The organism is Rhodoferax sp. LB1P47, from assembly GCF_056521445.1.
Genome location: NZ_JBWMAU010000007.1, coordinates 60,540 through 84,322, shown reverse-complemented (window position 1 = coordinate 84,322; position 23,783 = coordinate 60,540). Strand labels below are relative to the sequence as shown.

The following is a 23,783-nucleotide window of genomic DNA, read 5'->3' as shown; positions in this document are numbered from 1 at the left end:
GCCCACCCCCCTTGCAGGGGGCAACACCAGCAGCCTGGCAAAGCCAGTTCTGCGGTGTTCTTGGCGGGCGGACGTTCTGGCTGAAGCCGGGTGTGCGTAGCTGTAGTGGCTACATCTAAAAAATGGACCTTCGGGTCCATTTTTTTTGGCATGGGTTTGCTATTACTTTTAACTCTATTTTTTATAGCTGCGCACGCAAATTGAATATGCGCTAGAGCACTATTTGAACCTATAAAAACAAGTAGAAATTCAAGGATCCCCCGCCCACCAAGAGGCAGAACGCACGCCTCGCAGGAACCCGTGGAACCGGCTTTGCCGGGCCACTGGGTTCGCCCCCTGCAAGGGGGTTGGCGCTGCTACATGCGTTCTCGGCTTTGCAAGCCGATCCCGGGCAGTGAGCAAGCCTGGGGGTGTACCTATATACCTGCGACCTGCTTATAAGCGGCTTGTGCTGCCGCCGTGTCGCCGCGCTGCTCGGCCAAGGCGGCCAGGGCACGCCAGGCGCTGCGTTGCAGGCTGGGGTCGTCCAGTGGGTGGACGGATTGCGCCAGCAGTTGCTGGGCTTTGCCCCAGAGCTGGTGGCGCAGGCAGGCCATGCCAGCCAGGTATTGCAGCCGGGCATCGCGCGGATTGCGCTGCTGGGCGGCTTCGATGCGGTGCAGCCAAGGCAGGTCGGGTGGGCTGTCGTGGCTGGCGAGTCCGGCTTCCAGTGCCCGGACCAGCTTGGTGGCGTAGGCGTGTTCTTGCTCAGGGTGGGCCACCATCTGCTCCCAGATGGGGAGCAGCCAGAGGCGGGCCATAGCGGGATCGCCTTGTAATGTGACCAGACGCTGGGCGGCCTGGATGGCCACGTCGGGCATCAGGCGTTCGGCCGGGTCCAGTTCGGCCCAAGCGCGTTGGAGTTGGGCCGGATCGTGGGCGGTTTGTAGGAGTTCTAGCGCCAGGCCGCGCAGGATGCTTTGGGCGGCGGCGGGCGAGAAGGCCCGGTGCTTGGTCAGCAAGCGGGCGGTTTCCAGTGCGGGCAAGGTTTGGCGCGCCAAGCGGGTGGCCTTGAGGCGCACGCGCAGGGCCAGGGTGCGGCGGGCGGCACCTTGGGGAAGGGTATCCAGCCATTGCAGGGCGGCATCGGCATCGCGGTCGGCCAGCGCCCAGTGGGCGGCGCGCAGTTGCACGCCTTCGCGGGTTTCTTGGGGGTCCAGAGTGTGGCGCTGGGCAGTGCTGTCCAGGGCCAGTTGCAAGTGGATGTCGCGGGTGGTTTTGTCTTGTAGTGAATGGCCACTTTCGGCTGTCACCAGGTGGGCCAGGGCGCGTAGCTTGTCGCCGTGGGCCAGGGGGTGGCCGCTGGCCAGCAGGGCTTGCTCTTGGCGCAGCGCTACTTCGGCGGCCTTGCGGGCACGCAGAAAGCGCCCGGCCAGCAGATGGGAGAACGCATCCAGCAGGGCGGCGTGGGTGGCCCGCTCTTTTTGTTGCAAGCGCCAGCGCTGGGCTTGCTGCGGCATGGCAAACAGGGCCGACAAGGCTTTCAGGGCGAAGTGCAGCGCAATAAAAGTGGCCACGGTGAGCAGCAGCACCAAGTTCAGCGACAGATCGATGCGGTACGGCGGCCAGAAAACGGTGACCGTGCTTTGGTTGTTACCCGCCAGCAGGGCGGTGGCCACCGCCACGCCAAACAAGGCCAGGAGCCAGGCAATTGCGCGCATGCTTAGCGCCCCGCAGCGGCTGTGGCCAGGGCGGCCAGGGTTTCATCGACCTGCGGCAGCTCTACCGTCTTCATTTGGCCTTGCACTTCTTGCAGCAGGGTGGCCATGACCTGGGTTTTGCGCGAGGCGGGGTCGAAGTATTTGTTCAGCGCGGCCTCGGCGGCGGCCAGGTCGGCGCGGGCGGATACCAGTTGGCGGGCCAGCAGGCCCAGGCGGGCGTTGAGCAGTTTGAGTTTGAGGTTTTCGCGCAGGAAGAAGCTTTGCTCGGGCGACAGCAGCGCCGCTTCGGGCTGTTCGATGCGGCTCACGCGCAGCAGCTTGCGGGCTTCCTGGTGCACCAGGTTGAGGGCGCGCTGCCACCATTCTGCGGCCAGCGGCGGGGCGGTTTTGCCCGCGCCCACGGCGGAGGCGGCGACCACGGCATTGGCGGTGGGGATTTCGTCCACCTGGCGCACCAGTTCGTCGAGCTTGACCAGCAGGCCGGGGGTGTCGGTGGTGGTGGCGGTTTTGATGCGCTCGGTGTCGGTGGCGATGGCCCGCTGCAAGGGCGATAGGCGCGGCTGGGCGGCGCGGGTGATGCGCTCGTCGGCACTTTTCAGGGCGGCCAGCAGGGGTTCTATGCTGCCGGTGAGCTGGGCCTGTTGCTGGGCCAGGCGCACGGCGGATTCGATGTCGACCACCAGGTTTTCATCGCGTGAGCGCGACAGGCTTTGCATCAGGTCTTCGAGCTGGGTGCGTTGCAGCGTGGTTTCGCTGATGCGGGCATCGGTGACGGCCTGGCGGGCGGCAATGTCGCGGGCCTGGTCTAGGGCTTGGTGGGCGATGGTGCGGGCCTCTACAGCCTGGGCTCCGGCATCGGCGCTTTGGCGGGCCAGTTGTTCCTGGATGTGGCTGAGCTTTTGCCACAGCATGCCGCTGCTGACCAGGGCCAGCACGGCGACACCACCCGCCACCAGCGTGGGCATGCTGGAGCCTTTGTGCGGCGGTGTCACGGAGGGGCTGGACGGGGTGGAGTTTTCTGTGGGCAGCTCGGCATTCATGCCAGCGATTCTATCGATGCGACTATGTCGGCAAGCAGCGGGCGTGACTCGCAAACAACACCAAAACCCATATTCCGTGCGGCTTGTGCGATGCGGGCGTGGGTGGTGACGGCGCGGGCGGCGCGGAAGTCCTGGCCGGGCAACAGGTTGTGCAGGTGGGTGATGGCCTCGGAACTGCTGAATAACCATACGCTGCCGTCGGTGCAGGCCTGCCGGGCCAGGGCGATGTGGTCGGCCGTCCACACCGGTACGCGGCGCTCGTAGGCCACCACGGTGTCGAGCTGGGCTCCGGCGGTGGCCAGTTGCTCGGCCAGCCAGCTGCGCCCCGCCGCTTCTCCGGTGTGGTCGCTGCCGCGCACCACCAGGATGCGGCTGCCGGGGTGCACCTGGGGGGCGACGATGTGCCACAGGGCTTCCGAGTCGAACTGGCCTGCCGATGCATCGGGTGCGTCGATCAGCGCGGCTGGCACGCCCGCCTGGTGCAGTGCTGCCACGGTGCCGGGGCCGGTGGCCCATGCTCTGGTATTTATAGCTGCTTGCGCAGGTGGAATATGCGCTAGAGGCTTATTTAATGCATAAAAATGGCTGACGGCGTTGCCACTGACGAACATGGCCGCCTGGTAGCGGGCCCAGTGTTGCCAGGCCTGTTGCACGGGCAGCGGGTTCGCCGCCGGTGCGATGGTGATCAGCGGCAGGGCCACGGCGTGCTGCCCCTGTGCGGACAGTCCGCGCACCCAGCGCTGGGCATCTTGCGTGGGCCGGGTGACGATGACCGAGGCCAAAGCTAGGCTGCGCCGCCTGCACGCAACTGCGCAGCCACCTGTTCGCCCAGGGCGGTGGCGCTGGTCAGATCGGTGACGGTGGCTTGCGCGCGGGCGGTAACCAGTGGCGCGGGCTGTTCGGCATCGCCCCAGGCTGCATCTATATGCAGTTGTCCATCCATCCAGGTGGCAAACGCGGCCAGCGGCATGGAGCAGCTGCCTCCCATGCTGCGGCTGACGGCGCGCTCGGCGGCCACGGCCTGCCAAGTGGCGGTGTGGGCCAGCGGGGCCAGGGCGGCCACCAGATCGGTCCGGTCGGCGCAGATTTCAATACCTAAAGCGCCTTGCCCGGCGGCGGGCAGCATGTCTGTAGCAGCAAAGCGGCTGCGGATGCGTTCGGGCAGGCCTAGTCGCAGCAGCCCAGCCGTGGCCAGCACGATGGCATCGAACTGGCCCTCGTCGAGCTTGCGCAAGCGGGTATCGAGGTTGCCGCGTAAGGGTTCGATGCGCAGATCGGGCCGTAGGGCGCGCAACAGCACGGTTCGGCGCAGGCTGGAGGTGCCGACCACGCCGCCCAGGGGCACGTCGGACAGCGTGGCGTAGCGGTTGGAGACAAAAGCATCGCTAGGGTCTTCGCGCTCCAGCACACAGGCCAGGGCAAAGCCCTCGGGCAGGTCCATCGGCACGTCTTTGAGTGAATGCACGGCGATGTCGGCGCGGCCTTCTTCCAGCGCCACTTCCAGCTCTTTCACAAACAGGCCCTTGCCGCCTACCTTGCTGAGGGAGCGGTCCAGAATTTGGTCGCCACGGGTGGTCATGCCCAGCAGGCTGACGCTGTGGCCCAGATTTTGTAACAGGGTTTTGACGTGTTCCGCCTGCCAAAGGGCCAGACGACTTTCGCGCGTAGCGATCACGATTTTCAAAGAAGGCAAGGAATTAGTGCGCAAACCAGTAACCGATTGGTAATTGAGGGGGGGTACTGGATGCTAGCATGGGGTTTGCTCGTATTTTTAGACACTTTTCAGCCCATTTCCACGCTATTTACCGCATTTTTAGGAAGTCCACGCATGACACCGGCCGATTCCCCCAGCGCCCCCAAGCTCTCCAAAGTGACCGGCACCAAGCCAGCGCCAACTGCCGTGGGCCGTTCGGCCAGCCGCGACAAGGCGAACGAGCGCCCACTGGTGGAGGATATCCGTCTGCTGGGCCGCATCTTGGGCGACGTGATCCGGGAGCAAGAAGGCGATGCCGCATTTGAGCTGGTGGAGCAGGTGCGCAAGCTGTCGGTGGCCTTTCGCCGCGATGCCGATGCCGAGGCCGACAAGGCCCTGAAAAAGCTGCTCAAGACCCTGACCGGCGACCAGACGGTGAGCGTGATGCGCGCCTTCACCTACTTCAGCCACTTGGCCAATTTGGCCGAAGACCGCCACCACATCCGTCGCCGCGCCGTGCACGAGCGTGCCGGTGACACCCAAGAAGGTAGCATCGAAGTGGCTCTGTCGCGCCTGCGCTGGGCGGGTATAGCTCCTAAAACAATAGCGCAAACGCTAGCCCGCGCCTACGTGGCCCCGGTGCTCACCGCCCACCCCACCGAAGTGCAGCGCAAAAGCATTCTGGATGCCGAGCGTGATATCGCCCGCCTGCTGACGGTGCGCGACACCTTGCGCGAACGCACCCTGGTGGGCACCACCAAAGATGCCCTGGCTCCGCGCGAGCTGGCCGCCAACGAGGCGCAGCTGCGCGCCCGCGTGATGCAGCTGTGGCAAACCCGCCTGCTGCGCATGAACAAGCTGACCGTGGCCGACGAGATCGAAAACGCGTTGAGCTACTACGAATCGACCTTTTTGCGCGAGATCCCCAAAATCTACGCCGACCTGGAAGGTGCGTTGGGCGACCACCCGGTGCACAGCTTTTTGCGCATGGGGCAGTGGATTGGCGGCGACCGCGACGGCAACCCGAATGTCAGCGCGCAAACCCTGGAATACGCGCTGCGACGCCAGTCGGACGTAGCCCTGCGCCACTACCTGACCGAGGTGCACTACCTGGGCGGCGAGCTGTCGCTGTCGGCCGGTTTGGCCGGTATGTCGCCCGAATTGCAAGCGTTGGCGGCCAGCTCGCCCGACACCAATGTGCACCGCCAGGACGAGCCCTACCGGCTGGCCTTGACCGGCATCTACGCCCGCCTGGCCGCCACTTTGAAGAGTCTGACCGGGGGCGATGCCGCCCGCCATGCCGTTGCGCCGCAAAACGCGTACCTGCTGGCGGAAGACTTTTTGGCCGACCTGCGCACCATCGAAAACTCTTTGTTAGCCAACCACGGTGCGGCGCTGGCCGCCGAGCGCCTGCACCCACTGATCCGCGCGGTGGAGGTGTTTGGCTTCCACCTGGCCACGGTGGATTTGCGCCAAAGCTCGGACAAGCACGAAGAAGTGGTGGCCGAGTTGCTGGCCACGGCCCGCATCCAGGCCGATTACTCCGCCTTGGACGAGATGGCCAAGCGCACCCTGCTGATGGGTTTGTTGAACGACGCGCGTCCGCTGCGCGTGGTGGGGGCCACGTACTCTGAGCACACCTGCAAGGAAATCGCGATTTTCGAGGCGGCCCGCGCATCCCGCGCCCGCTATGGCGCGCAGGCCATCCGCCACTACATCATCAGCCACACCGAAACGGTGAGCGATTTGCTGGAAGTGCTGCTGCTGCAAAAAGAAGTCGGCCTGATGCACCGCACGCTGGACAACCAGGCCACCGCCGACCTGATCGTGGTGCCCTTGTTCGAAACCATTGAAGACCTGCGCAATGCCGCGCCCATCATGCGCGAGTTCTACGCCCTGCCGGACATGGCCGAGCTGGTGCAGCGCAGCGGGGCAGAACAAGACATCATGCTGGGCTACTCGGATAGCAACAAAGACGGCGGCATCTTCACCAGCAACTGGGAGCTGTACCGCGCCGAGATCGCGCTGGTCGAGCTGTTTGACCAGCTGGCCAGCAGCCACAACATCACCCTGCGCATGTTCCACGGCCGGGGCGGCACAGTGGGCCGGGGCGGTGGCCCGAGCTACCAGGCCATCCTGGCCCAGCCCCCCGGCACGGTGCGCGGCCAGATCCGCCTGACCGAGCAGGGCGAAGTCATTGGCTCCAAATATGCCAACCCGGAAATCGGCCGCCGCAATTTAGAAACCCTGGTGGCCGCCACGCTAGAGGCCACGCTGCTGCAACCCACCAAATCCGCCACCCCGGCGTTTTTGAAGGCGGCAGCGCAGCTCTCTACCGCCAGCATGGCCGCCTACCGGGCGCTGGTCTATGAAACACCTGGTTTCACTAATTATTTCTTTGAATCCACGCCGCTGCGCGAGATTGCCGAGCTGAACATCGGCTCGCGCCCCGCCGCCCGCAAGCCTTCGCAAAAAATCGAAGACCTGCGCGCCATCCCCTGGGGCTTTAGCTGGGGCCAGTGCCGGTTGACCCTGCCGGGCTGGTTTGGCTTTGGTTCGGCGGTGGAGGTGTTTTTGAATGAAAACGGCCCCGCAGGCAAGAAGGACGCGCTGGCAGTGCTACAAAAAATGTACCGCCAATGGCCTTTCTTCAGCACCCTGCTGAGCAATATGGACATGGTGCTGGCCAAAAGCGATCTGGCGCTGGCCTCGCGCTATGCCGAGCTGGTGAGCGATGCCAAGCTGCGTCGGCGCATCTTCTCCAGCATCGAAGCCGAATGGCACCGCACCGCCCACGCGCTGACCCAGATCACCGGCGAGAAGCAGCGCCTGTCGGGCAATGCCTCGCTGCAACGCTCCATTCGCCACCGTTTCCCCTACATCGACCCGCTGCACCACTTGCAGGTGGAGCTGGTGCGGCGCTACCGGGCCGGGCAGGGCGACGAGCGGGTGCAGATCGGCATCCACATTTCTATCAATGGAATTGCGGCGGCGTTGCGCAATACCGGCTAAAACCGACCGTTGGCGCTGAAATGCGCTATGTTGCTCTGCAATAATAAAAACCAATGGCCTTTGATGAAGTTCTGGGGCCCTTGGTTTTTTTACTTTTGGGAGTTTTATGCTGATTCAACCCGTAGTTCTCTCCGGTGGCTCCGGCACCCGTTTGTGGCCTTTGTCGCGTGAAAAGTACCCTAAACAACTGCTGCCGCTGATTGGCGACGATTCGCTGCTGCAAGCCACCGTGCGCCGGGTCGAGGGCCTAGGGGTAGGCGCGTTGGTCGCGCCGATGGTGGTCTGCAACGAGGAATACCGCTTCGTCATCGCCGAGCAACTGCGCCTAATGGGCCAGCCCGGCAGCATCGTGCTGGAGCCCTGTGGCCGGAACACGGCCCCGGCCCTGACCCTGGCTGCGCTGGCCGCACTGCGGGACAGTGCCGACCCGGTGCTGCTGGTCATGCCCGCCGACCATGTCATCGTAGACAAGCCCGCTTTCCAGGCCGTGGTGCGCCAGGGCGCGTTGCTGGCTGCCGAGGGTGCGGTCGTCACCTTTGGCATTACCCCCGACAGCCCGGAAACGGGCTACGGCTACATCCAAGCGGGTGCGCCCTACGGCAATGGCGGCGCATCCACCATCGCCCGCTTCGTTGAAAAACCCGATGCGGCCACGGCCCAAAGCTATCTGGACGCAGGCACCTATTCGTGGAACAGCGGCCTGTTCATGGTCAAGGCCTCGGTCTGGCTGGCGGCGATGGCCGTGTGCCGCGCCGACATTCTGGCCGCCTGCCAAACCGCCTGGGATGCAGGCAGCACCGACGGCGAATTTGTGCGCGTCGGCAAAGACCTGTTTGCCGCCTGCCCCAGCGATTCCATTGACTACGCGGTGATGGAGCGCATCGCCTCCGGCCAAGCCGGTTTGCCAACGGGCGTGGTGATTCCGCTGGCGGCGGGCTGGTCCGACGTGGGCGCCTGGGACGCGCTGTGGCAGGTGCTGCCCAAAGACGGCGCGGGCAACGTGGCCCAGGGCGACGTGCTGCTGCACGACTGCCGCAACACCCTGGCCCTGTCTGAAGGCCGCCTGATCGCCTGCGTGGGTGTAGACGACATCGTGGTGGTCGAAACCGCCGACGCGATTCTGGTGGCCCACAAGGACAAAACCCAGGACGTGAAAAAGATCGTCGAAAGCCTCAAGCAACAAGGCCGGTCCGAGGGCCAGCTGCACCGCAAAGTCTTCCGCCCCTGGGGCTGGTACGACAGTGTGGACAATGGCGCGCGCTTCCAGGTCAAGCGCATCGTGGTCAAGCCCGGCGGCACCTTGTCGCTGCAAATGCACCACCACCGCGCCGAGCACTGGATCGTGGTGTCTGGCACGGCCAAGGTCACGAAGGGCGAGGCCACCTTTTTGGTCAGTGAAAATGAATCCACCTACATCCCGCTGGGCACCACCCATCGGCTGGAAAACCCGGGCCGTGTCGATCTTGAAATGATCGAAGTGCAGTCCGGCAGCTATTTGGGCGAGGACGATATCGTGCGCTTTGAAGATGTCTATGGCCGCTAGCCAAGCCCGGCAATTTGACCTGATCGCCTTTGACTGGGACGGCACGCTGTTCGACTCCACGGCCATCATCACCCGCAGCATCCAGGAGGCGGTGCGCGACGTGGGGGGAACCGTGCCCAGCGATGCGGCGGCCTCGTATGTGATCGGCATGGCCCTGATCCCCGCGCTGGCCCATGCCGCGCCGGACGTGCCAGCCTCGCGCCATGCCGAGCTGGGGGCGCGCTTCAGCCACCACTATCTGGCGCACCAGCACGACATCAGCCTGTTTGCCGGGGTGCTGCCCATGTTGGCCCAACTCAAGGTCCGCCAGCATTGCCTGGCCGTGGCCACTGGCAAGTCCCGCCGGGGCCTGGATGAGACCTTGCAGGCGGTAGAGCTGCACGGCCTGTTTGACGGCTCCCGCACCGCCGACGAAACCCAGGGCAAGCCGCACCCGCGCATGCTGCATGAGCTGATGCGCGAATTTGGCGTGGCCCCCGAGCGCACCCTGATGGTGGGTGACACCACACACGACCTGCAAATGGCGGTCAACGCCGGTTGCGCCAGTGTGGGCGTGGGCTACGGCGCGCACACCACGGAGGCGTTTGCCGCGCTCAAGCCGCGCTTTGTGGCCCAAACGGTTGCTGAGTTACACGCCTGGCTGCTGGCGCACGGTTAATTTTTTGGAATCCGTACCCATGGACGAAATCCCCCTGTGCAGCACCGGCGACCTGAGCGATGGCGGCGAGGCCGTGCCGTTTGATGTGGTCTACCAGGGCGAGAACTGCCGCGCCTTTGCCATTCGCTACAACGGCCAACCCCACGCCTACCTGAACCGCTGCACCCATGTGCCGATGGAGCTGGACTACCAGCCGAACCGCATTTTTGACGACTCTGGCGAATGGTTGCTGTGTGCCACCCACGGTGCCGCCTACCGGCCCGACACCGGCGACTGTGGCGGTGGCCCCTGCCGGGGCGGGCTGGTGAAGATAACCCTATCGGAGTCTGACAGCGTTGTGCGCTGGCATACTCGTGAACAATTGCAAGCTGTTGATTTTTAACCCTTATTTTTAACCCCTATGGATGCAGCGCTGCCGTTTTGGCAATGCACTGCTCCCTCGCACGATGACCGAACCCACACAACCATTTGAATCCACCCTCCAGACCCCGACAGGCCCGCATCCGAGTGACACGCCAGGTTGGGAGCGTGCCACGCTAGAGAAGCTGGCTTTTGCGGCTTTGGCAGAGCAAAAAACCGCCCGTCGCTGGCGCAATTTTGTGCGGCTGGCCTGGTTGCTGTGCTTTGTGGTGGCAGGTTGGATCGGCCTGTCGCGCACGGCACCCAGCATCGATAAATCTACCGCCCACACTGCCGTGGTCGAAATCAAGGGCGAGATCGCCTCGGGTGCCGATGCCGGGGCGGAATTTGTGGTGGCTGCGCTGCGCAGTGCGTTTGAAGACGAGGGGGCCCAAGCCGTGGTCTTGCTCATCAACTCGCCCGGCGGCAGCCCGGTGCAGGCCGGCATCATCAATGACGAAATCCGGCGGCTGAAAGTGCTGCACAAAAAGCCTGTTTATGCCGTGGTGGAAGAAACCTGTGCCTCGGCGGCCTACTACATCGCGGTGGCTGCCGACGATATTTACGTCGATAAAGCCAGCATCGTCGGCAGTATTGGGGTGTTGATGGATGGCTTTGGCTTCACCGGGCTGATGGACAAACTCGGCGTGGAGCGCCGCCTGCTCACGGCCGGTGCCAACAAGGGGTTTCTCGATCCGTTCAGCCCGCAAAGCGACACCCAGCGCGCGTTTGCCCAAAACATGCTGGACCAGATCCACAGCCAGTTCATTGATGCCGTCAAAACCGGCCGGGGCCAGCGTCTGAAAGAAACCCCTGAAACCTTCAGCGGCCTGTTCTGGAGCGGCCAGCAAGCCGTGGAAATGGGCTTGGCTGACCACCTGGGTAATCTGGATTACGTCGCCCGCGAAGTCGTCAAGGCCGAAGAACTGATCGACTACACCCGCCGTGAAAACGTGGCCGAACGCCTGGCCAAGCGCTTTGGTGCGGCGATTGGCGAGGGTGCCGTGCGGGCCTTGCAGAGCATGCCTGCGCTGCGCTGATCAGCGCCCGATGGCAAACACGGCGGGCTGGTCACTGACCAGGCCCGCTTTGTTTTTTTGTCGCCAGCCTTTCACCGTGTCGCTAACAGTACGGGGGGCCTCCAGTGTCATCCCGCTGCTGACTGCCAAACGGGTGTTTTGCTGCAAAGTCTGTAGCAGGCCCTGCAAGAGGGACGCGTTGCGATAGGGTGTTTCGATAAAAATCTGGGTTTGCCCGGTTTTCAATGCCAAAGCCTCCAGTTCGCGGATTTTTTGGCCGCGCTCCGGTTCTGCCTGGGGCACATAGCCGACAAACGCAAAGTTTTGCCCATTCAATCCACTGGCGGCCAAGGCCAGAAGCAAGGATACCGGGCCGACCAGCACCACCACTTCCAGTCCCAACTCGTGCGCGGCGCGCACCACGGAAGAGCCCGGGTCGGCCACCGCAGGCATGCCCGCTTCGCTCACCAATCCGATGTCAAAACCCTGCAAGGCAGCGGCCAGTAGCGGCTTGGCATCAAAGTTGCCGCTGTGGTCGCCTTTTTTATGCACTTCGCGCGGTAGCTCCTGGATCTGCAATGCCTGTAGGGGCTGCACCAGCGGCACCAATGCGTCCACCCGCTTCAGGTAAGCGCGGGTGGTTTTGGCGTTTTCACACACCCAGTGTTGCAAGCGAGCGGCCACACGCAAGGTTCCCAGAGGCATCACGTCTTCCAGCGGCGTTTGGGCGGCACAGCCAAAGTCCAGCGGCGCGGGTACCAAATAGAGTTTTCCGGGGGTCATAGCAGCACCACTCCGGCGGCACGCAGCAATTGGCAGGTGCGGATCAGCGGCAAGCCGATGAGGGCGGTGGGGTCATCGCTGTCGATGCGTTCCAGCAGGCTGATGCCCAGGCCCTCGCTTTTGGCGCTGCCCGCGCAGTCGTAGGGTTGCTCGGCCAGCAGGTAGGCTTCGATTTCGGCATCGCTGAGGTCGCGAAACAGCACTTGTACCGGGGCCAGCGCGGTCTGCGCAAAGCCGGTTTCCAGGCAGACCACCGACAGTGCGGTCTGAAACACCACTGTCTGGCCGCGCATTCGACGCAATTGCGCTACCGCGTTGGCGTGGTTGCCGGGTTTGCCCAGCGGTTCGCCGTGCAAATCCGCCACCTGGTCAGAGCCGATCACCACGGCCTGTGGAAAGCGTGCCGCGACAGCGCGGGCCTTTGCCAGTGACAGGCGCAGCGCCAGATCCCGTGGAGATTCGCCAGGCAGCGGGGCTTCATCCACGTCCGGAGCTGCGGTTTCAAAAGGAATGCGCAGGCGTTGCAATAGCGCGTTTCGGTAGCGCGAGGTAGAACCTAAAACCAGGGTACGGGGGGTAGGGGAGTGCATGGCGGGATTCTCTTACACTGTGCCCATGAAAACCGAGATTGCTTCTACCCCCCTGGACGTGCGCGCCTTCGCACAGGCTGCCAGCACCCGCTCCGCCCAAGAATTACTATCAAAATATGAGCGCCTTACGCAGGAAGCATCTGCGCCAGAGGCTGATTTTGTTGTAAATTGGAGTGCCCAGGGCGAGTTGCGTCCTGTGTCTAGCGGTGAGGCCGAAATCTGGCTGCACATCCAGGCTGATACCTGCTTGCCCATGACTTGCCAGCGCTGCCTGACCCCGATCAGCATTCCTTTGGCGGTAGACCGCTCGTTCCGCTTTGTAGCCGACGAAGAAACCGCTGCCGCGTTGGACGATGAGTCGGAAGAGGATGTTCTGGCGCTCGACCCCGCATTTGATCTGGCCACTTTGGTAGAGGATGAGCTGCTGATGGAGATCCCCCTGGTGCCCCGCCACGACGTATGCCCGGTGGCGGTCACGCTGGAGGTGGTTGATCCGGCTTTTGAGACAGCCTTGTCTGAAAAGCCCCATCCCTTTGCTGCGTTGTCCAAGCTGCGTGGTGGGGGCTAGCCTAGTTTCACATCCTTGGGCTATAATCTAAGGCTTAGCGCGAAAAGGCTTTGAGTTTTTTACTTCAAAGTGGAGTGGCCTCTCGTGTGTTTCTCATCTTTAAGCGTTTAGCTTGAAACGCATTTACAGCACATATTTATAGGAGCCGACCATGGCAGTCCAACAGAACAAAAAGTCCCCTTCCAAGCGCGGTATGCACCGTTCGCACAACGCACTGAACGTGCCTGGTATCGCAGTGGAGTCCACTACCGGCGAAACCCATCTGCGCCACCACATCAGCCCCAACGGTTTTTACCGTGGTCGCCAGGTGCTGAAAAATAAATCTGAAGCCTAAGCTGCGCTCGCCATCACAGGCCCGGTGCTACGTAACCCGTAGCCACGGGCCTTTGTTTTGATGCCTGCTATGTCTAGACTTAATGTGAAACAACTTTCATGGTTCGGGGTGCTCTGCACCCGAGTTCATGAAAGTTAGTGTGCCGACCGGCGCTGCTACACCATGATCACACTTGCTGTGGATTGCATGGGTGGCGACCACGGCCCCAGCGTTACGCTGCCCGCCTGTCGCCATTTTCTCGACAATACCCCTGATGTTTCGCTGCTGCTGGTGGGTTTGCCTGCCAGTCTGGCGGGCTTCGTGCATCCGCGCGCCCAGATCGTTGCGGCCAGCGAAGTGGTGGGTATGGATGACTCCATTGAAATTGCCCTGCGCAAGAAGAAAGATTCTTCTATGCGCGTGGCGATCAGCCAGGTCAAGCTGGGCATGGCCCAAGCGGCGGTGTCGGCGGGTAATACCGGGGCTTTGATGGCGATTGCCCGCTATGTGCTCAAAACACTGGACGGTATCGACCGCCCCGCGATTGCTGGGCAAATCCCCAATGCCAAAGGCGGCGCCACCACGGTGCTGGATTTGGGTGCCAATGTGGATTGCACGGCAGAGCATTTGTTGCAGTTTGCCGTGATGGGTTCGGCCCTGGTGTCGGTGCTCAGCGATAACGAGAACCCCACAGTAGGCCTGCTCAATATTGGCGAAGAAGCCATCAAGGGCAACGAAACCATCAAGCGGTCGGGTGAATTGCTGCGGGCTGCTGCACGTGCGGGCGATTTGAACTTCTACGGCAACGTCGAAGGCAACGACATTTTTGTGGGCACGACCGATATCATCGTGTGCGATGGTTTTGTGGGCAACGTGGCGCTGAAAACCAGCGAAGGCCTGGCCAACATGATTGTCAATTTTTTGCGTGCCGAGTTCTCGCGCAACATCTTCACTAAATTTACGGCATTGCTCGCTACTCCGGTGTTATCTGCGCTTAAAAAACGTATGGACCATCGGCGCTACAACGGTGCGGCCTTGTTGGGTCTACGCGGGTTGGTGTTTAAAAGCCACGGTTCGGCGGACGCATTTGCGTTCGAGCAGGCCTTGCACCGGGCGTATGATGCAGCCCGAAACAACCTGCTGGACCGTGTCCAGGCCCGCATTGCGCACGCAGCGCCGCTTTTGACGGTATCTGTGGCACATGCGCCGGACACGACCGCAACCATGAGCGCATGACGAGTCCTTATTCCCGCATCACCGGCACCGGTAGCTATCTCCCCCCCCGTCGATTGACCAATGCCGATCTGGTAGCCGAGCTGGCCGCCAAAGGTATCGAAACTTCAGATGACTGGATCGTGGAGCGTACTGGCATCCGAGCCCGCCACTTCGCCGCTGCCGATGTCACTTGCAGTGACTTGGCGGTGCATGCCGCCCGGCATGCACTAGAGGCGGCGGGTGTTCCGGCCCAAGAGATTGACCTGATTATTGTGGCCACGTCCACGCCAGACATGGTCTTTCCCTCGGCCGCCTGCATCGTGCAAAACAAACTGGGTATCCACGGTTGTCCGGCGTTTGACGTGCAGGCCGTGTGCAGCGGTTTTGTGTATGCCCTGACGGTGGCTGACGCAATGATCCGCACCGGCACGGCCCGCAAGGCGCTGGTGATCGGGGCTGAAGTTTTCTCCCGGATTCTGGATTTCTCCGACCGCACCACCTGCGTGCTGTTTGGTGACGGTGCGGGTGCCGTGGTGCTGGAGGCTTCGAATACACCCGGTATTCTGGCCAGCGACCTGCATGCAGATGGCAAACACGTGGGCATCTTGTGCGTGCCCGGCCAGGTGTCTGGTGGTGCCGTGGTCGGTAATGCCATGCTCACGATGGACGGTCCAGCCGTGTTTAAGTTGGCTGTGGGCGTATTGGAAGAGGCTGCACGCGCCGCTTTGGCCAAGGCCGGCAAAACCCATGACGACATCGATTGGTTGATTCCGCACCAGGCCAATATCCGCATAATGCAAAGCACTGCCAAGCGGCTGAAGATGCCACTGGACAAGGTCATCGTGACCGTGGACCAGCACGGCAATACTTCTGCCGCGTCGATTCCTCTGGCGCTGGACTTCGGTGTGCGCAGCGGAAAGGTTAAGCCGGGCCAGACCCTCATGCTTGAAGGTGTGGGTGGCGGGTTTACCTGGGGTGCAGTGCTGCTAAATTTGTAGCATTTTGCGCAGGCGTAATAAGCGCTACCGGCATTTTTGACTCATAAAATCCATGAACCATTTCGCTTTTATTTTTCCCGGCCAGGGTTCCCAGTCAGTCGGCATGCTCGATGCCTGGGGCGACCATCCTGTGGTGCGCCAAACCCTGCAAGAGGCCTCCGATGCCTTGGGCGAAGACGTGGCCCTGCTGATCAAAGACGGTCCCAAGGAGGCGTTGGCCCTTACCACCAACACCCAGCCGGTGATGCTGGTGGCCGCCGTAGCCGCCTACCGCGCCTGGATGGCTGAAACTGGTGCTGCACCTGCCGTGGTGGCGGGCCATTCGCTGGGCGAATATTCTGCGCTGGTGGCATCTGGCGTATTGACGCTGGCACAGGCCGCGCCGTTGGTGCGCTTTCGGGCGCAGGCGATGCAGAACGCCGTACCGGTGGGGGTCGGGGCTATGGCCGCGATTTTGGGTTTGGATGCTACCAAAGTAATAGCTGGTTGTGCAGATGTAACAAGCGCTATGCGTGCTTTGGGTGCTGAATTTGCAGGGGAGGTCGTTGAGGCGGTGAACTTCAACGACCCAGGCCAAACGGTGATCGCGGGCAGCAAGGCTGCGGTAGAAAAAGCCTGCGAAGTTCTCAAAGCCAGCGGTGCCAAGCGCGCCCTGCCTTTGCCGGTGTCGGCTCCGTTCCACTCCAGTCTGATGCAGCCAGCAGCCATGCAGTTGCGCGAGAAGCTGGCACAAACAGTGTTCGCCGCGCCGCAGATTCCAGTTGTCAACAATATTGATGTGGCGGTGGAGTCGGATGCCGACCGCATCCGCGATGCCCTGGTGCGCCAGGCTTTTGGCCCGGTGCGGTGGGTGGAGTGCGTGGCCGCCATCAAGGCCCATGGCGTGACTACGCTGGTCGAGTGCGGCCCCGGCAAGGTGCTGGCCGGCATGGTCAAGCGCATTGATGCGGGCATGATCGGTCTGCCTTTGTTTGACCCCGCCAGCATGGCCGTGGTCCAGTCCCAACTATTAGGAGCCGCCGAATGAGTGCCGTTGAATTTACAGGCCAGGTGGCCTTGGTCACAGGCGCTTCGCGCGGTATCGGTGCGGCGATTGCGCTGGAGCTGGCGCAGCGCGGCTTGAGGGTCATCGGCACCGCCACCAGCGATGCGGGCGCGGCTGCCATTGGCCAGGCGCTGGCGGCCTTTCCGGGTTGCAGTGGCAAGAAGCTGGATGTCAATGACGCGGCCGAGGCCGAAGCGGTGGTCGATAGCATCACCAAAGAGTTCGGTGGCTTGCAGGTGTTGGTGAATAATGCGGGCATCACCCGCGATACGCTGGCCATGCGCATGAAAGACGATGACTGGGATGCGGTGCTGGACACCAACCTGAAGGCGGTGTTTCGCATGAGCCGTGCGGTGATGCGCACCATGATGAAACAGCGCTATGGCCGCATCATCAGCATCACTTCGGTGGTTGGGGCATCGGGTAATCCGGGCCAGGCCAATTACGCCGCCGCTAAAGCCGGTGTGGCGGGCATGACGCGGGCTCTGGCGCGCGAACTGGGTTCGCGCAACATCACGGTCAACTGCGTGGCTCCTGGCTTTATCCACACCGATATGACTGCCAGCCTGCCCGAAGCGCAGCAAAAAGCCCTGTTGGGGCAAATTCCACTGGGCCATCTGGGCTTGCCCGCCGATGTGGCGCATGCCGTGGCTTATTTGGCATCGTCCCAGGCAGGCTACGTAACGGGCCAGGAGTTGCACGTCAACGGCGGCATGTACATGTAATTCCATTTTTAAATCATCCGTGCAGGTCGTTGCCCCTCCTAGCCGTGCAAAAGCACTCTCTTTGTCGGTGCGCTTACTGCACAAATGATTTGAAAATGGAATCAGTATTTTGACAATAAGGTCAAGGTACTAGTTCACACAAAATCCAGCCGTTCTATCCGTACGGCAGTCTGGGCAGGGGATCTTCTGCAGCCCGGCTAAAATCACGGATTCTTTTACAACCCTCAGAGGGAACTATGAGCGATATCGAAGCACGCGTTAAAAAAATCATTGCCGAACAACTGGGTGTGGAAGAAGCCCAAGTCACCAGCGAAAAGTCTTTTGTGGCCGATCTGGGCGCAGACTCGCTGGACACTGTGGAACTGGTGATGGCACTGGAAGATGAGTTTGGCATCGAGATCCCGGACGAAGATGCCGAGAAGATCACTACCGTGCAAAACGCGATCGACTACGCTACCAGCCACCCCAAAGGCTAATGAGCCTCTTTCGACTGGCTGTGTGCAACCTGCGTGGATACAGCCAGTAGAAAACAAGCGGCACTCGGTGCCGTTTTTTTGCAGCATATAGCTGCCCACTACACCCCATATATTTATGTCCCGTCGTCGTGTCGTCGTCACAGGTTTAGGTTGCGTCAGCCCCGTAGGTAACACCGTGGCCGATACATGGTCGGCTTTGCTGGCCGGGCAGTCGGGCATTGACCACATCAAGTCATTTGATCCAAGCCCCTTCTCCTGCAAGTTTGCTGGTGAAGTCAAGGGTTTTGATATAACAACATTGATTCCTGAAAAAGAAGCGCGCCATATGGACCGCTTCATCCATCTCGGAATGGCCGCCGCGATTGAGGCGGTTCTGGATTCCGGGTTGCGTACCGGGGATGCCCTCAGCGAAGAAGAGGCTACGCGCATTGGCTGCAATATTGGCTCCGGCATCGGTGGCCTGCCAATGATCGAGCAAACACATACCGAGTACGTCAACCGTGGCGCACGGCGGATTTCACCTTTCTTCATACCGGCCTCCATCATTAATATGATTTCGGGCCATGTGTCGATCAAATTTGGCTTTCAAGGGCCCAATATCGCAGTGGTGACCGCCTGTACCACGGGTTTGCACGCGATCGGGCAGTCGGCCCGGATGATTGAGTATGGCGATTGCGATGTGATGGTTGCCGGCGGCGCAGAAGCGGCTATTTCGCCGCTGGGCTTGGGGGGCTTCGCGGCCGCCCGTGCCCTGAGCACCCGCAACGACGATCCCCGCACCGCCTCGCGTCCCTGGGACAAAGACCGTGATGGCTTTGTGCTGGGCGAAGGCTCTGGTGTCGTGGTACTCGAAGAATACGAGCATGCCAAAGCGCGCGGAGCCAAGATTTATGCAGAAGTCGTCGGTTTTGGTTTGACGGGCGATGCCTACCATATGACCGCGCCGAACGAAGACGGTCCACGCCGTTCGATGCAGATGGCATTAAAAAATGCCGGCATCAATGCGGACCAAGTGGACTACATCAATGCCCACGGCACCTCGACACCCCTGGGGGATGCCAATGAAACCAATGCCATCAAACGGGCATTTGGTGACCATGCCAAGAAACTGGTGGTGAACTCCACCAAGTCCATGACCGGCCACTTGTTGGGCGGCGCGGGCGGGATTGAAAGCGTCTTTACGGTGCTGGCCTTGCACCACCAAAAGAGCCCGCCCACCATCAACATCTTCAACCAGGACCCGGCGTGCGACCTGGACTATTGCGCCAATACGGCCCGTGATATGCGGATCGACGTGGCGGTGAAGAACAACTTTGGCTTTGGCGGCACCAACGGCACTCTGGTGTTCAAGCGCGTTTAACCAGACCTCTCAACCCGTATGCACAACGCCCCACCGGTGACTTATCCGGTGGGGCGTTCGCGTTTTCAGGCAGGTGCGCAGTGTGCGCTGTGGCTGCTGGGTGCGGCCACCGTAGCGGTTTGGTGCGGGCAGGTGGATTTTTGGGGTTGGCGGCAAGGCCTGGCGGTGCTTGCGGTGTTGGTGGCTGGCGTGCAGGCAATGTATGGCTGGTGGAAAACGCCGGAGGCGAGCCTGCGCTGGGATGGTCAGCAGTGGTTTTGGACCTGTGCTGGTGCAAGCTGCCCGGTGGTTGTGAGCGCCCATCTGGATTTGCAGCAGCACCTGCTGCTACGGCTGCGGCCCGAGTTGGGGCAGGCACGGTGGTGCTGGGCCGAGCGGGCCCGACAGCCTGTGCTCTGGCGCAGCCTGCGCCGTGCGGTATATTCGCCCGCCAGACCGCTTGAAGCCTCCTCCAGTGCGCTCGGATCTGAACCATGACTGCACTACCTCCCCCTCTTTTGACGACCCCGGCCACGGCCACCGATAGCGACCTGATGTTGGTCGAGCGCACCGTAGCGGGCGACCAGCGGGCCTATGGGTTGCTGGTGGTGAAGTACCAGCGCCGCATCCAGCGGCTGATTGGCCGCATGGTGCGTGATGTGGACCTGGTGGAGGACATTGCCCAGGAAACCTTCATCCGCGCCTACCGTGCCCTGCCCAAGTTCCGGGGGGATGCGCAGTTCTACACCTGGCTGTACCGCATCGCCATCAACACTGCGAAGAAGACCTTGATGGATTTCAAGCGCGATCCCACGGTGTCGGAAGCCGCTCTGCGACCTTCTGATGACGATGATGAAACTTACTACCGAAAGAATGAACCAACCAGTCCTGACACCCCGGACTCGGTGCTGGCGGCCAAGCAAATATCCACCGCCGTGAATGAAGCTATGGCGGCGCTGACCGAAGATTTACGCCAGGCAGTGACTCTGCGCGAGATCGAAGGTATGAGCTACGAGGACATTGCCGAAATGATGCAGTGTCCGATTGGCACGGTGCGGTCGCGTATTTTTCGGGCCCGGGAGGCGATCTCAGCGCGGGTGAAGCCCCTGCTGGAGAACCAGTCTGGCAAACGCTGGTAAGCGTTGGTAAGCAAGAACCAAGAAACCAAGGTATTGATGATGGCTACAGAACACGCAAATAACCCCCAGGATGCCCTGTCGGCATTGGCCGATGGGCAATTGCGCGGTGAGGCTTTTGCGCGGGCGGTTGAGCGCGTGGCGCAGCAACCCGAAGCCCAGGCCACCTGGCACGCCTACCACGTGGTGGGCGATGTGCTGCGTTCCAATGAGCTGGCTGTGGGTGCCGACGACACGGGTTTTCTGGCCCGTTTTCAGAGCCGTCTTGCGCTGGAGCCGGTTTTGGTGTCTGCGGTAAATACTACTAATTTAATAGCTATAGCCGCATATGAATCAAGCGCTAAGGCCATATTTGACACTGAAAATGAATCGGTAGATGCCGCTGCCAACGCGCCCAGCTTCCGCTGGAAGATGGTGGCCGGCGTGGCCTCGCTGCTGGCTGTCGTGGCGGTGGGCTGGAACGTGGCGGGCGGCTTGGGCAGTAGCGTGTCTGGCGCGCAGTTGGCGCAAATACCACCGCTAGCCCCGGTGCTGCAAACCGTGGCCAGCGCCGATGGTGCCCCCCAAGTCATGCTGCGCGATGCCCGGCTGGATGCTTTGATGGCGGCGCACAAGCAATTTGGCGGCACCTCGGCCTTGCAGATGCCTGCGGGCTTTATCAGTAATGCCACTTACGAAACCCCCGCCCGCTGAGGGTATGGCAAGCGATATGCAAATGACCACCCGCCACGGATTCCTGCTGGCCGCGCTATGCACGCTGGTGCCGCTGGCGCAGGCGGGGCCTGCAGAGCCCCCTGCCGCCACCGCTGCGGTCGTGCCTGAGCGCAGCGTCAGCGAATGGCTGATGCGCATGCACGATGCCTCGCGCAAGCGCGCCTATGTGGGTACTTTTGTGGTGTCGTCGGGTGCGGGCAATATGGCCAGTGCACGCATCTGGCATGTCTGCGACGGCACGCAGCAGATGGAGCGGGTCGAGTCGCTGACCGGCGCACCCCGCTCTACCTTCCGCCATAACGACCAGGTGATCACCTTTTTGCCCGATGCCAAGGTGGCGGTAACGGAGAAACGTGAATCCCTGGGCCTGTTTCCCCATTTGCTGGAGGCGGGTGACTTTGCTATTTCCTCGTTTTATGCGGCCAAGCAGGCCGGCAGCGAGCGTGTGGCGGGGTTTGATGCCGACGTGGTGCAGCTCAAGCCTAAAGATGGCTTGCGCTACGGCTACCGCATCTGGAGCGAGAAGAAGACCGGCCTGGTGGTCAAACTGCAAACCCTGGATGCCGATGGACAGGTGCTGCAGCAAGCGGCGTTTTCTGAGTTGCAGCTGGACGCGCCGGTGAAGATGGACAAATTAGGCCAAATGATGGCCAACACCGCTGGCTACCGCGTGGAAACGGCGACGATGGTCAAAACCACGGCTTTGTCGGAGGGTTGGGTCTTGAAAAATGGCGTGCCCGGCTTCAAACCTATGGGCTGCATGCGCCGCTCGGTGGGCGGCTCTGCGGACAGCACGGTGCAGTGGGTTTTCTCCGACGGTCTGGCTTCGGTCTCGTTGTTTGCCGAAGCGTACGAGCCCCAGCGCCATGCCCAAGAGGGAGCGATGGCCGTGGGTGCAACCCAGTCCCTCACCCGCCGCGTGGGCGCATGGTGGCTGACGGCGGTGGGCGAGGTCCCACAGCCCACGTTGAAGGCGTTTGCCCAGGGTTTGACCCGGGCAAAGTAGGGTTTTGTATCCGGACTTGCGCAAGACACTTTGTGCGCCCAGCGGGCGGCACAGAGAGAGCGCGGCGGAAGTCCTCTGTATATTTTGTGAAGGGGTGGACGATGTTCCAAGTCAGTTTGAAAAATTTCCGTTCGGCTGCGCTGTTGTGCAGCATGGCTTTGGTGTCTGTGGCCACCTTGGTCCCAAGCGCGCCGGTCTGGGCGCAATCCCGCACGCTGCCGGACTTCACCGATCTGGTGGAGCAGGTAGGACCGTCGGTGGTCAACATCCGCACGCTGGAAAAAGCCTCGGCCCATGCGGCCCAGGGCAATGGCATGGACGAAGAAATGCAAGAGTTCTTCAAGCGTTTCGGTGTGCCCATCCCCAATATGCCGCGCCAGACTCCGCGCCAGCAAAAACCCCAGCAGCAGGAAGAAGAAGTGCCACGCGGCGTGGGCTCGGGTTTTATCCTGAGCGCCGATGGCTTCATCATGACCAACGCCCACGTGGTGGAAGGGGCGGATGAGGTCATGGTGACCCTGACCGATAAGCGCGAGTTCAAGGCCAAGATCATCGGTTTTGATAAGCGCAGCGATGTCGCCCTGGTCAAGATTGAGGCCACCGGGCTGCCCGCCGTCAAGCTGGGTGATGTGGGCCGCCTCAAGGTGGGCGAATGGGTGATGGCGATTGGTTCACCCTTTGGTCTGGAGAACACGGTTACGGCCGGCATCGTCAGCGCTAAGCAGCGCGACACGGGTGATTATTTATCGTTCATCCAGACCGACGTGGCCATCAATCCCGGTAACTCTGGCGGCCCCCTGATCAATATGCGCGGTGAGGTGGTGGGTATCAACAGCCAGATTTATTCGCGCTCGGGCGGTTTCATGGGCATTTCGTTTGCGATTCCGATCGACGAAGCCTCCCGGGTGAGCGACCAGTTGCGCGCCTCGGGCCGGGTGTCGCGGGGCCGTATCGGCGTGCAGATCGAAACCGTGTCCAAAGAAGTGGCGGAGGCGGTGGGGCTGGCCAAGGCGCAAGGGGCCTTTGTGCGTGGTGTGGAAACCGGCTCTCCAGCGGAAAAGGCGGGTGTGGAAGCCGGTGACATCATCACCAAATTTGAAGGCAAGACCATCGACAAGTCCTCGGACCTGCCGCGTCTGGTGGGCAACACAAAGCCCGGCTCCAAGAGCAGCCTGACGGTGTTCCGCCGGGGGGTGACCAAGGAACTGACGGTGTCCATCGCCGAGATCGAAGACGACAAACCGGTCAAAAAAGCTTCGGGTAAAGAAGACAAGCCCAAGGCCTCGTCGGCGGGCCAGCAGTTGGGCTTGGTGGTGAGCGAACTGTCCGATGCGCAGAAAAAAGAGTTCAAACTCAAAGGCGGTGTCAAGGTCGATAGCGCCACCGAGGCGGCCGCCCGCGCAGGGGTCAAGCCTGGCGACGTGATCGTGGCCATCGCCAATGCCGAGGTGGGCAGCGTCAAAGAATTCGAGGCCGCAGTTGCCAAAATGGACAAAAACAAGCCGATCAACCTGCTGTTGCGCCGGGGCGAGTGGGCGCAATATGCCTTGATCCGGCCTGTGAAGTAAAAAAGAAGGGCCGCCAGCCCCTCCATCTTGAGGAGGCTGCGGGATTTTGAGAGACCAATGAAGTTGGCAGCTGCTAACTTAAAAATGGCCTAGCAATGATTTTGGATAGAATCAATGCCTCGTTTGGTAGGTTTTGGACATATCAAAAGTGCGGAAAACCACGATGCGGTAAGCCATTTCGTGGCACGCTGCTGGCCTACAAACCACCCACACCTTGTCCAGAAACCTATCCACCTGCCTGTG

The 23,783-nt window shown here is 61.7% G+C and carries 24 protein-coding genes; 18 read left to right on the top strand and 6 right to left on the bottom strand.

Annotation, left to right across the window (positions count from 1 at the left end):
- Window positions 1–416 precede the first annotated feature (416 nt).
- From AC0969_RS10215 to hemC, 4 genes are read right to left on the bottom strand one after another with little or no spacing between them, the layout of a single operon-like run.
- Complete coding sequence (locus tag AC0969_RS10215; protein WP_479624038.1) at window positions 417–1,700, bottom strand: heme biosynthesis HemY N-terminal domain-containing protein; 1,284 nt, start codon at window positions 1,698–1,700, stop codon at window positions 417–419.
- 2 nt (window positions 1,701–1,702) lie between these two features.
- Window positions 1,703–2,740, bottom strand: coding sequence for a uroporphyrinogen-III C-methyltransferase (locus AC0969_RS10210; protein ID WP_479624037.1), 1,038 nt, complete (start codon window positions 2,738–2,740; stop codon window positions 1,703–1,705).
- Window positions 2,737–3,522 (bottom strand): uroporphyrinogen-III synthase, encoded by a 786-nt coding sequence (locus AC0969_RS10205; RefSeq protein WP_479624036.1) that lies wholly within the window; start codon window positions 3,520–3,522, stop codon window positions 2,737–2,739. The genes AC0969_RS10210 and AC0969_RS10205 overlap by 4 nt, the downstream gene beginning before the upstream one ends.
- Window positions 3,523–3,524: 2 nt before the next feature.
- Complete coding sequence (hemC, locus tag AC0969_RS10200) at window positions 3,525–4,448, bottom strand: hydroxymethylbilane synthase (protein WP_479624035.1); 924 nt, start codon at window positions 4,446–4,448, stop codon at window positions 3,525–3,527.
- Between the two features lie 120 nt (window positions 4,449–4,568).
- Here hemC and ppc point away from each other — a divergent pair, with 120 nt between their 5' ends.
- The 5 genes from ppc to AC0969_RS10175 all read left to right on the top strand — a co-directional run bounded on the left by ppc (window position 4,569) and on the right by AC0969_RS10175 (window position 11,085).
- Window positions 4,569–7,445, top strand: coding sequence for a phosphoenolpyruvate carboxylase (ppc, locus tag AC0969_RS10195; protein WP_479624034.1), 2,877 nt, complete (start codon window positions 4,569–4,571; stop codon window positions 7,443–7,445).
- A gap of 106 nt (window positions 7,446–7,551) precedes the next feature.
- On the top strand, window positions 7,552–8,988 hold the full coding sequence (locus tag AC0969_RS10190; protein WP_479624033.1) for a mannose-1-phosphate guanylyltransferase/mannose-6-phosphate isomerase: 1,437 nt from the start codon (window positions 7,552–7,554) through the stop codon (window positions 8,986–8,988).
- The gene (locus AC0969_RS10185) at window positions 8,978–9,646 is read left to right on the top strand and encodes an HAD family hydrolase (RefSeq protein ID WP_479624032.1); all 669 of its coding nucleotides are present in this window, start codon (window positions 8,978–8,980) and stop codon (window positions 9,644–9,646) included. Before AC0969_RS10190 ends, AC0969_RS10185 begins: the two co-directional genes overlap by 11 nt.
- A 19-nt stretch (window positions 9,647–9,665) precedes the next feature.
- A complete protein-coding gene (locus AC0969_RS10180; protein WP_479624031.1) occupies window positions 9,666–10,028 on the top strand; it encodes a Rieske (2Fe-2S) protein in 363 nt (120 codons plus the stop codon).
- 64 nt (window positions 10,029–10,092) lie between these two features.
- Window positions 10,093–11,085, top strand: a complete 993-nt coding sequence (locus AC0969_RS10175) for a S49 family peptidase (protein ID WP_479624030.1) — start codon at window positions 10,093–10,095, stop codon at window positions 11,083–11,085.
- Here AC0969_RS10175 and AC0969_RS10170 read toward each other — a convergent pair whose 3' ends face one another.
- Both AC0969_RS10170 and AC0969_RS10165 read right to left on the bottom strand, forming a co-directional pair.
- Window positions 11,086–11,847, bottom strand: a complete 762-nt coding sequence (locus AC0969_RS10170; protein ID WP_479624029.1) for an SAM-dependent methyltransferase — start codon at window positions 11,845–11,847, stop codon at window positions 11,086–11,088.
- Window positions 11,844–12,437, bottom strand: a complete 594-nt coding sequence (locus AC0969_RS10165) for a Maf family nucleotide pyrophosphatase (RefSeq protein WP_479624028.1) — start codon at window positions 12,435–12,437, stop codon at window positions 11,844–11,846. Before AC0969_RS10165 ends, AC0969_RS10170 begins: the two co-directional genes overlap by 4 nt.
- 25 nt (window positions 12,438–12,462) lie before the next feature.
- Here AC0969_RS10165 and AC0969_RS10160 point away from each other — a divergent pair, with 25 nt between their 5' ends.
- The 13 genes from AC0969_RS10160 (at window position 12,463) to AC0969_RS10100 (ending at window position 23,540) form a co-directional block, all read left to right on the top strand.
- A complete protein-coding gene (locus AC0969_RS10160) occupies window positions 12,463–13,005 on the top strand; it encodes a YceD family protein (protein ID WP_479624027.1) in 543 nt (180 codons plus the stop codon).
- Window positions 13,006–13,156: 151 nt separating this feature from the next.
- Complete coding sequence (gene rpmF / locus AC0969_RS10155) at window positions 13,157–13,339, top strand: 50S ribosomal protein L32 (protein WP_295955448.1); 183 nt, start codon at window positions 13,157–13,159, stop codon at window positions 13,337–13,339.
- A gap of 162 nt (window positions 13,340–13,501) precedes the next feature.
- Window positions 13,502–14,554: a phosphate acyltransferase PlsX gene (gene plsX, locus AC0969_RS10150; protein WP_479624026.1), complete on the top strand. Its 1,053-nt coding sequence runs from the start codon at window positions 13,502–13,504 to the stop codon at window positions 14,552–14,554.
- Window positions 14,551–15,531: a beta-ketoacyl-ACP synthase III gene (locus AC0969_RS10145; protein ID WP_479624025.1), complete on the top strand. Its 981-nt coding sequence runs from the start codon at window positions 14,551–14,553 to the stop codon at window positions 15,529–15,531. The genes plsX and AC0969_RS10145 overlap by 4 nt, the downstream gene beginning before the upstream one ends.
- 52 nt (window positions 15,532–15,583) lie before the next feature.
- Entirely contained in the window at window positions 15,584–16,558 is a 975-nt protein-coding gene (fabD, locus tag AC0969_RS10140; RefSeq protein WP_479624024.1) for an ACP S-malonyltransferase, read from the top strand.
- The gene (fabG, locus tag AC0969_RS10135; protein ID WP_479624023.1) at window positions 16,555–17,301 is read left to right on the top strand and encodes a 3-oxoacyl-ACP reductase FabG; all 747 of its coding nucleotides are present in this window, start codon (window positions 16,555–16,557) and stop codon (window positions 17,299–17,301) included. The genes fabD and fabG overlap by 4 nt, the downstream gene beginning before the upstream one ends.
- 236 nt (window positions 17,302–17,537) lie before the next feature.
- Window positions 17,538–17,777 (top strand): acyl carrier protein, encoded by a 240-nt coding sequence (gene acpP, locus AC0969_RS10130; RefSeq protein ID WP_295955453.1) that lies wholly within the window; start codon window positions 17,538–17,540, stop codon window positions 17,775–17,777.
- Window positions 17,778–17,892: 115 nt separating this feature from the next.
- Window positions 17,893–19,137, top strand: a complete 1,245-nt coding sequence (gene fabF / locus AC0969_RS10125) for a beta-ketoacyl-ACP synthase II (protein WP_479624022.1) — start codon at window positions 17,893–17,895, stop codon at window positions 19,135–19,137.
- A gap of 18 nt (window positions 19,138–19,155) precedes the next feature.
- Window positions 19,156–19,614 carry a hypothetical protein gene (locus tag AC0969_RS10120; RefSeq protein ID WP_479624021.1) on the top strand — a complete coding sequence of 153 codons (459 nt, stop codon included), beginning with the start codon at window positions 19,156–19,158 and terminating at the stop codon, window positions 19,612–19,614.
- Window positions 19,611–20,255 carry an RNA polymerase sigma factor RpoE gene (gene rpoE / locus AC0969_RS10115; protein ID WP_479624020.1) on the top strand — a complete coding sequence of 215 codons (645 nt, stop codon included), beginning with the start codon at window positions 19,611–19,613 and terminating at the stop codon, window positions 20,253–20,255. The genes AC0969_RS10120 and rpoE overlap by 4 nt, the downstream gene beginning before the upstream one ends.
- 39 nt (window positions 20,256–20,294) lie before the next feature.
- A complete protein-coding gene (locus AC0969_RS10110) occupies window positions 20,295–20,945 on the top strand; it encodes a sigma-E factor negative regulatory protein (protein ID WP_479624019.1) in 651 nt (216 codons plus the stop codon).
- Window positions 20,946–20,961: 16 nt separating this feature from the next.
- On the top strand, window positions 20,962–21,972 hold the full coding sequence (locus AC0969_RS10105) for a MucB/RseB C-terminal domain-containing protein (protein ID WP_479624018.1): 1,011 nt from the start codon (window positions 20,962–20,964) through the stop codon (window positions 21,970–21,972).
- Between the two features lie 152 nt (window positions 21,973–22,124).
- A complete protein-coding gene (locus AC0969_RS10100) occupies window positions 22,125–23,540 on the top strand; it encodes a DegQ family serine endoprotease (RefSeq protein WP_479624017.1) in 1,416 nt (471 codons plus the stop codon).
- Window positions 23,541–23,783 lie beyond the last annotated feature (243 nt).

Bases quoted from the DNA above. Each gene is read 5' to 3' on its own strand.
- AC0969_RS10215 (WP_479624038.1), bottom strand. From the start codon at position 1,700: ATGCGCGCAATTGCCTGGCTCCTGGCCTTGTTTGGCGTGGCGGTGGCC.
- AC0969_RS10210 (WP_479624037.1), bottom strand. From the start codon at position 2,740: ATGAATGCCGAGCTGCCCACAGAAAACTCCACCCCGTCCAGCCCCTCC.
- ppc (WP_479624034.1), top strand. From the start codon at position 4,569: ATGACACCGGCCGATTCCCCCAGCGCCCCCAAGCTCTCCAAAGTGACC.
- AC0969_RS10190 (WP_479624033.1), top strand. From the start codon at position 7,552: ATGCTGATTCAACCCGTAGTTCTCTCCGGTGGCTCCGGCACCCGTTTG.
- AC0969_RS10185 (WP_479624032.1), top strand. From the start codon at position 8,978: ATGGCCGCTAGCCAAGCCCGGCAATTTGACCTGATCGCCTTTGACTGG.
- AC0969_RS10180 (WP_479624031.1), top strand. From the start codon at position 9,666: ATGGACGAAATCCCCCTGTGCAGCACCGGCGACCTGAGCGATGGCGGC.
- AC0969_RS10175 (WP_479624030.1), top strand. From the start codon at position 10,093: ATGACCGAACCCACACAACCATTTGAATCCACCCTCCAGACCCCGACA.
- AC0969_RS10170 (WP_479624029.1), bottom strand. From the start codon at position 11,847: ATGACCCCCGGAAAACTCTATTTGGTACCCGCGCCGCTGGACTTTGGC.
- AC0969_RS10165 (WP_479624028.1), bottom strand. From the start codon at position 12,437: ATGCACTCCCCTACCCCCCGTACCCTGGTTTTAGGTTCTACCTCGCGC.
- AC0969_RS10160 (WP_479624027.1), top strand. From the start codon at position 12,463: ATGAAAACCGAGATTGCTTCTACCCCCCTGGACGTGCGCGCCTTCGCA.
- rpmF (WP_295955448.1), top strand. From the start codon at position 13,157: ATGGCAGTCCAACAGAACAAAAAGTCCCCTTCCAAGCGCGGTATGCAC.
- plsX (WP_479624026.1), top strand. From the start codon at position 13,502: ATGATCACACTTGCTGTGGATTGCATGGGTGGCGACCACGGCCCCAGC.
- AC0969_RS10145 (WP_479624025.1), top strand. From the start codon at position 14,551: ATGACGAGTCCTTATTCCCGCATCACCGGCACCGGTAGCTATCTCCCC.
- fabD (WP_479624024.1), top strand. From the start codon at position 15,584: ATGAACCATTTCGCTTTTATTTTTCCCGGCCAGGGTTCCCAGTCAGTC.
- fabG (WP_479624023.1), top strand. From the start codon at position 16,555: ATGAGTGCCGTTGAATTTACAGGCCAGGTGGCCTTGGTCACAGGCGCT.
- acpP (WP_295955453.1), top strand. From the start codon at position 17,538: ATGAGCGATATCGAAGCACGCGTTAAAAAAATCATTGCCGAACAACTG.
- fabF (WP_479624022.1), top strand. From the start codon at position 17,893: ATGTCCCGTCGTCGTGTCGTCGTCACAGGTTTAGGTTGCGTCAGCCCC.
- AC0969_RS10120 (WP_479624021.1), top strand. From the start codon at position 19,156: ATGCACAACGCCCCACCGGTGACTTATCCGGTGGGGCGTTCGCGTTTT.
- rpoE (WP_479624020.1), top strand. From the start codon at position 19,611: ATGACTGCACTACCTCCCCCTCTTTTGACGACCCCGGCCACGGCCACC.
- AC0969_RS10110 (WP_479624019.1), top strand. From the start codon at position 20,295: ATGGCTACAGAACACGCAAATAACCCCCAGGATGCCCTGTCGGCATTG.
- AC0969_RS10105 (WP_479624018.1), top strand. From the start codon at position 20,962: ATGCAAATGACCACCCGCCACGGATTCCTGCTGGCCGCGCTATGCACG.
- AC0969_RS10100 (WP_479624017.1), top strand. From the start codon at position 22,125: ATGGCTTTGGTGTCTGTGGCCACCTTGGTCCCAAGCGCGCCGGTCTGG.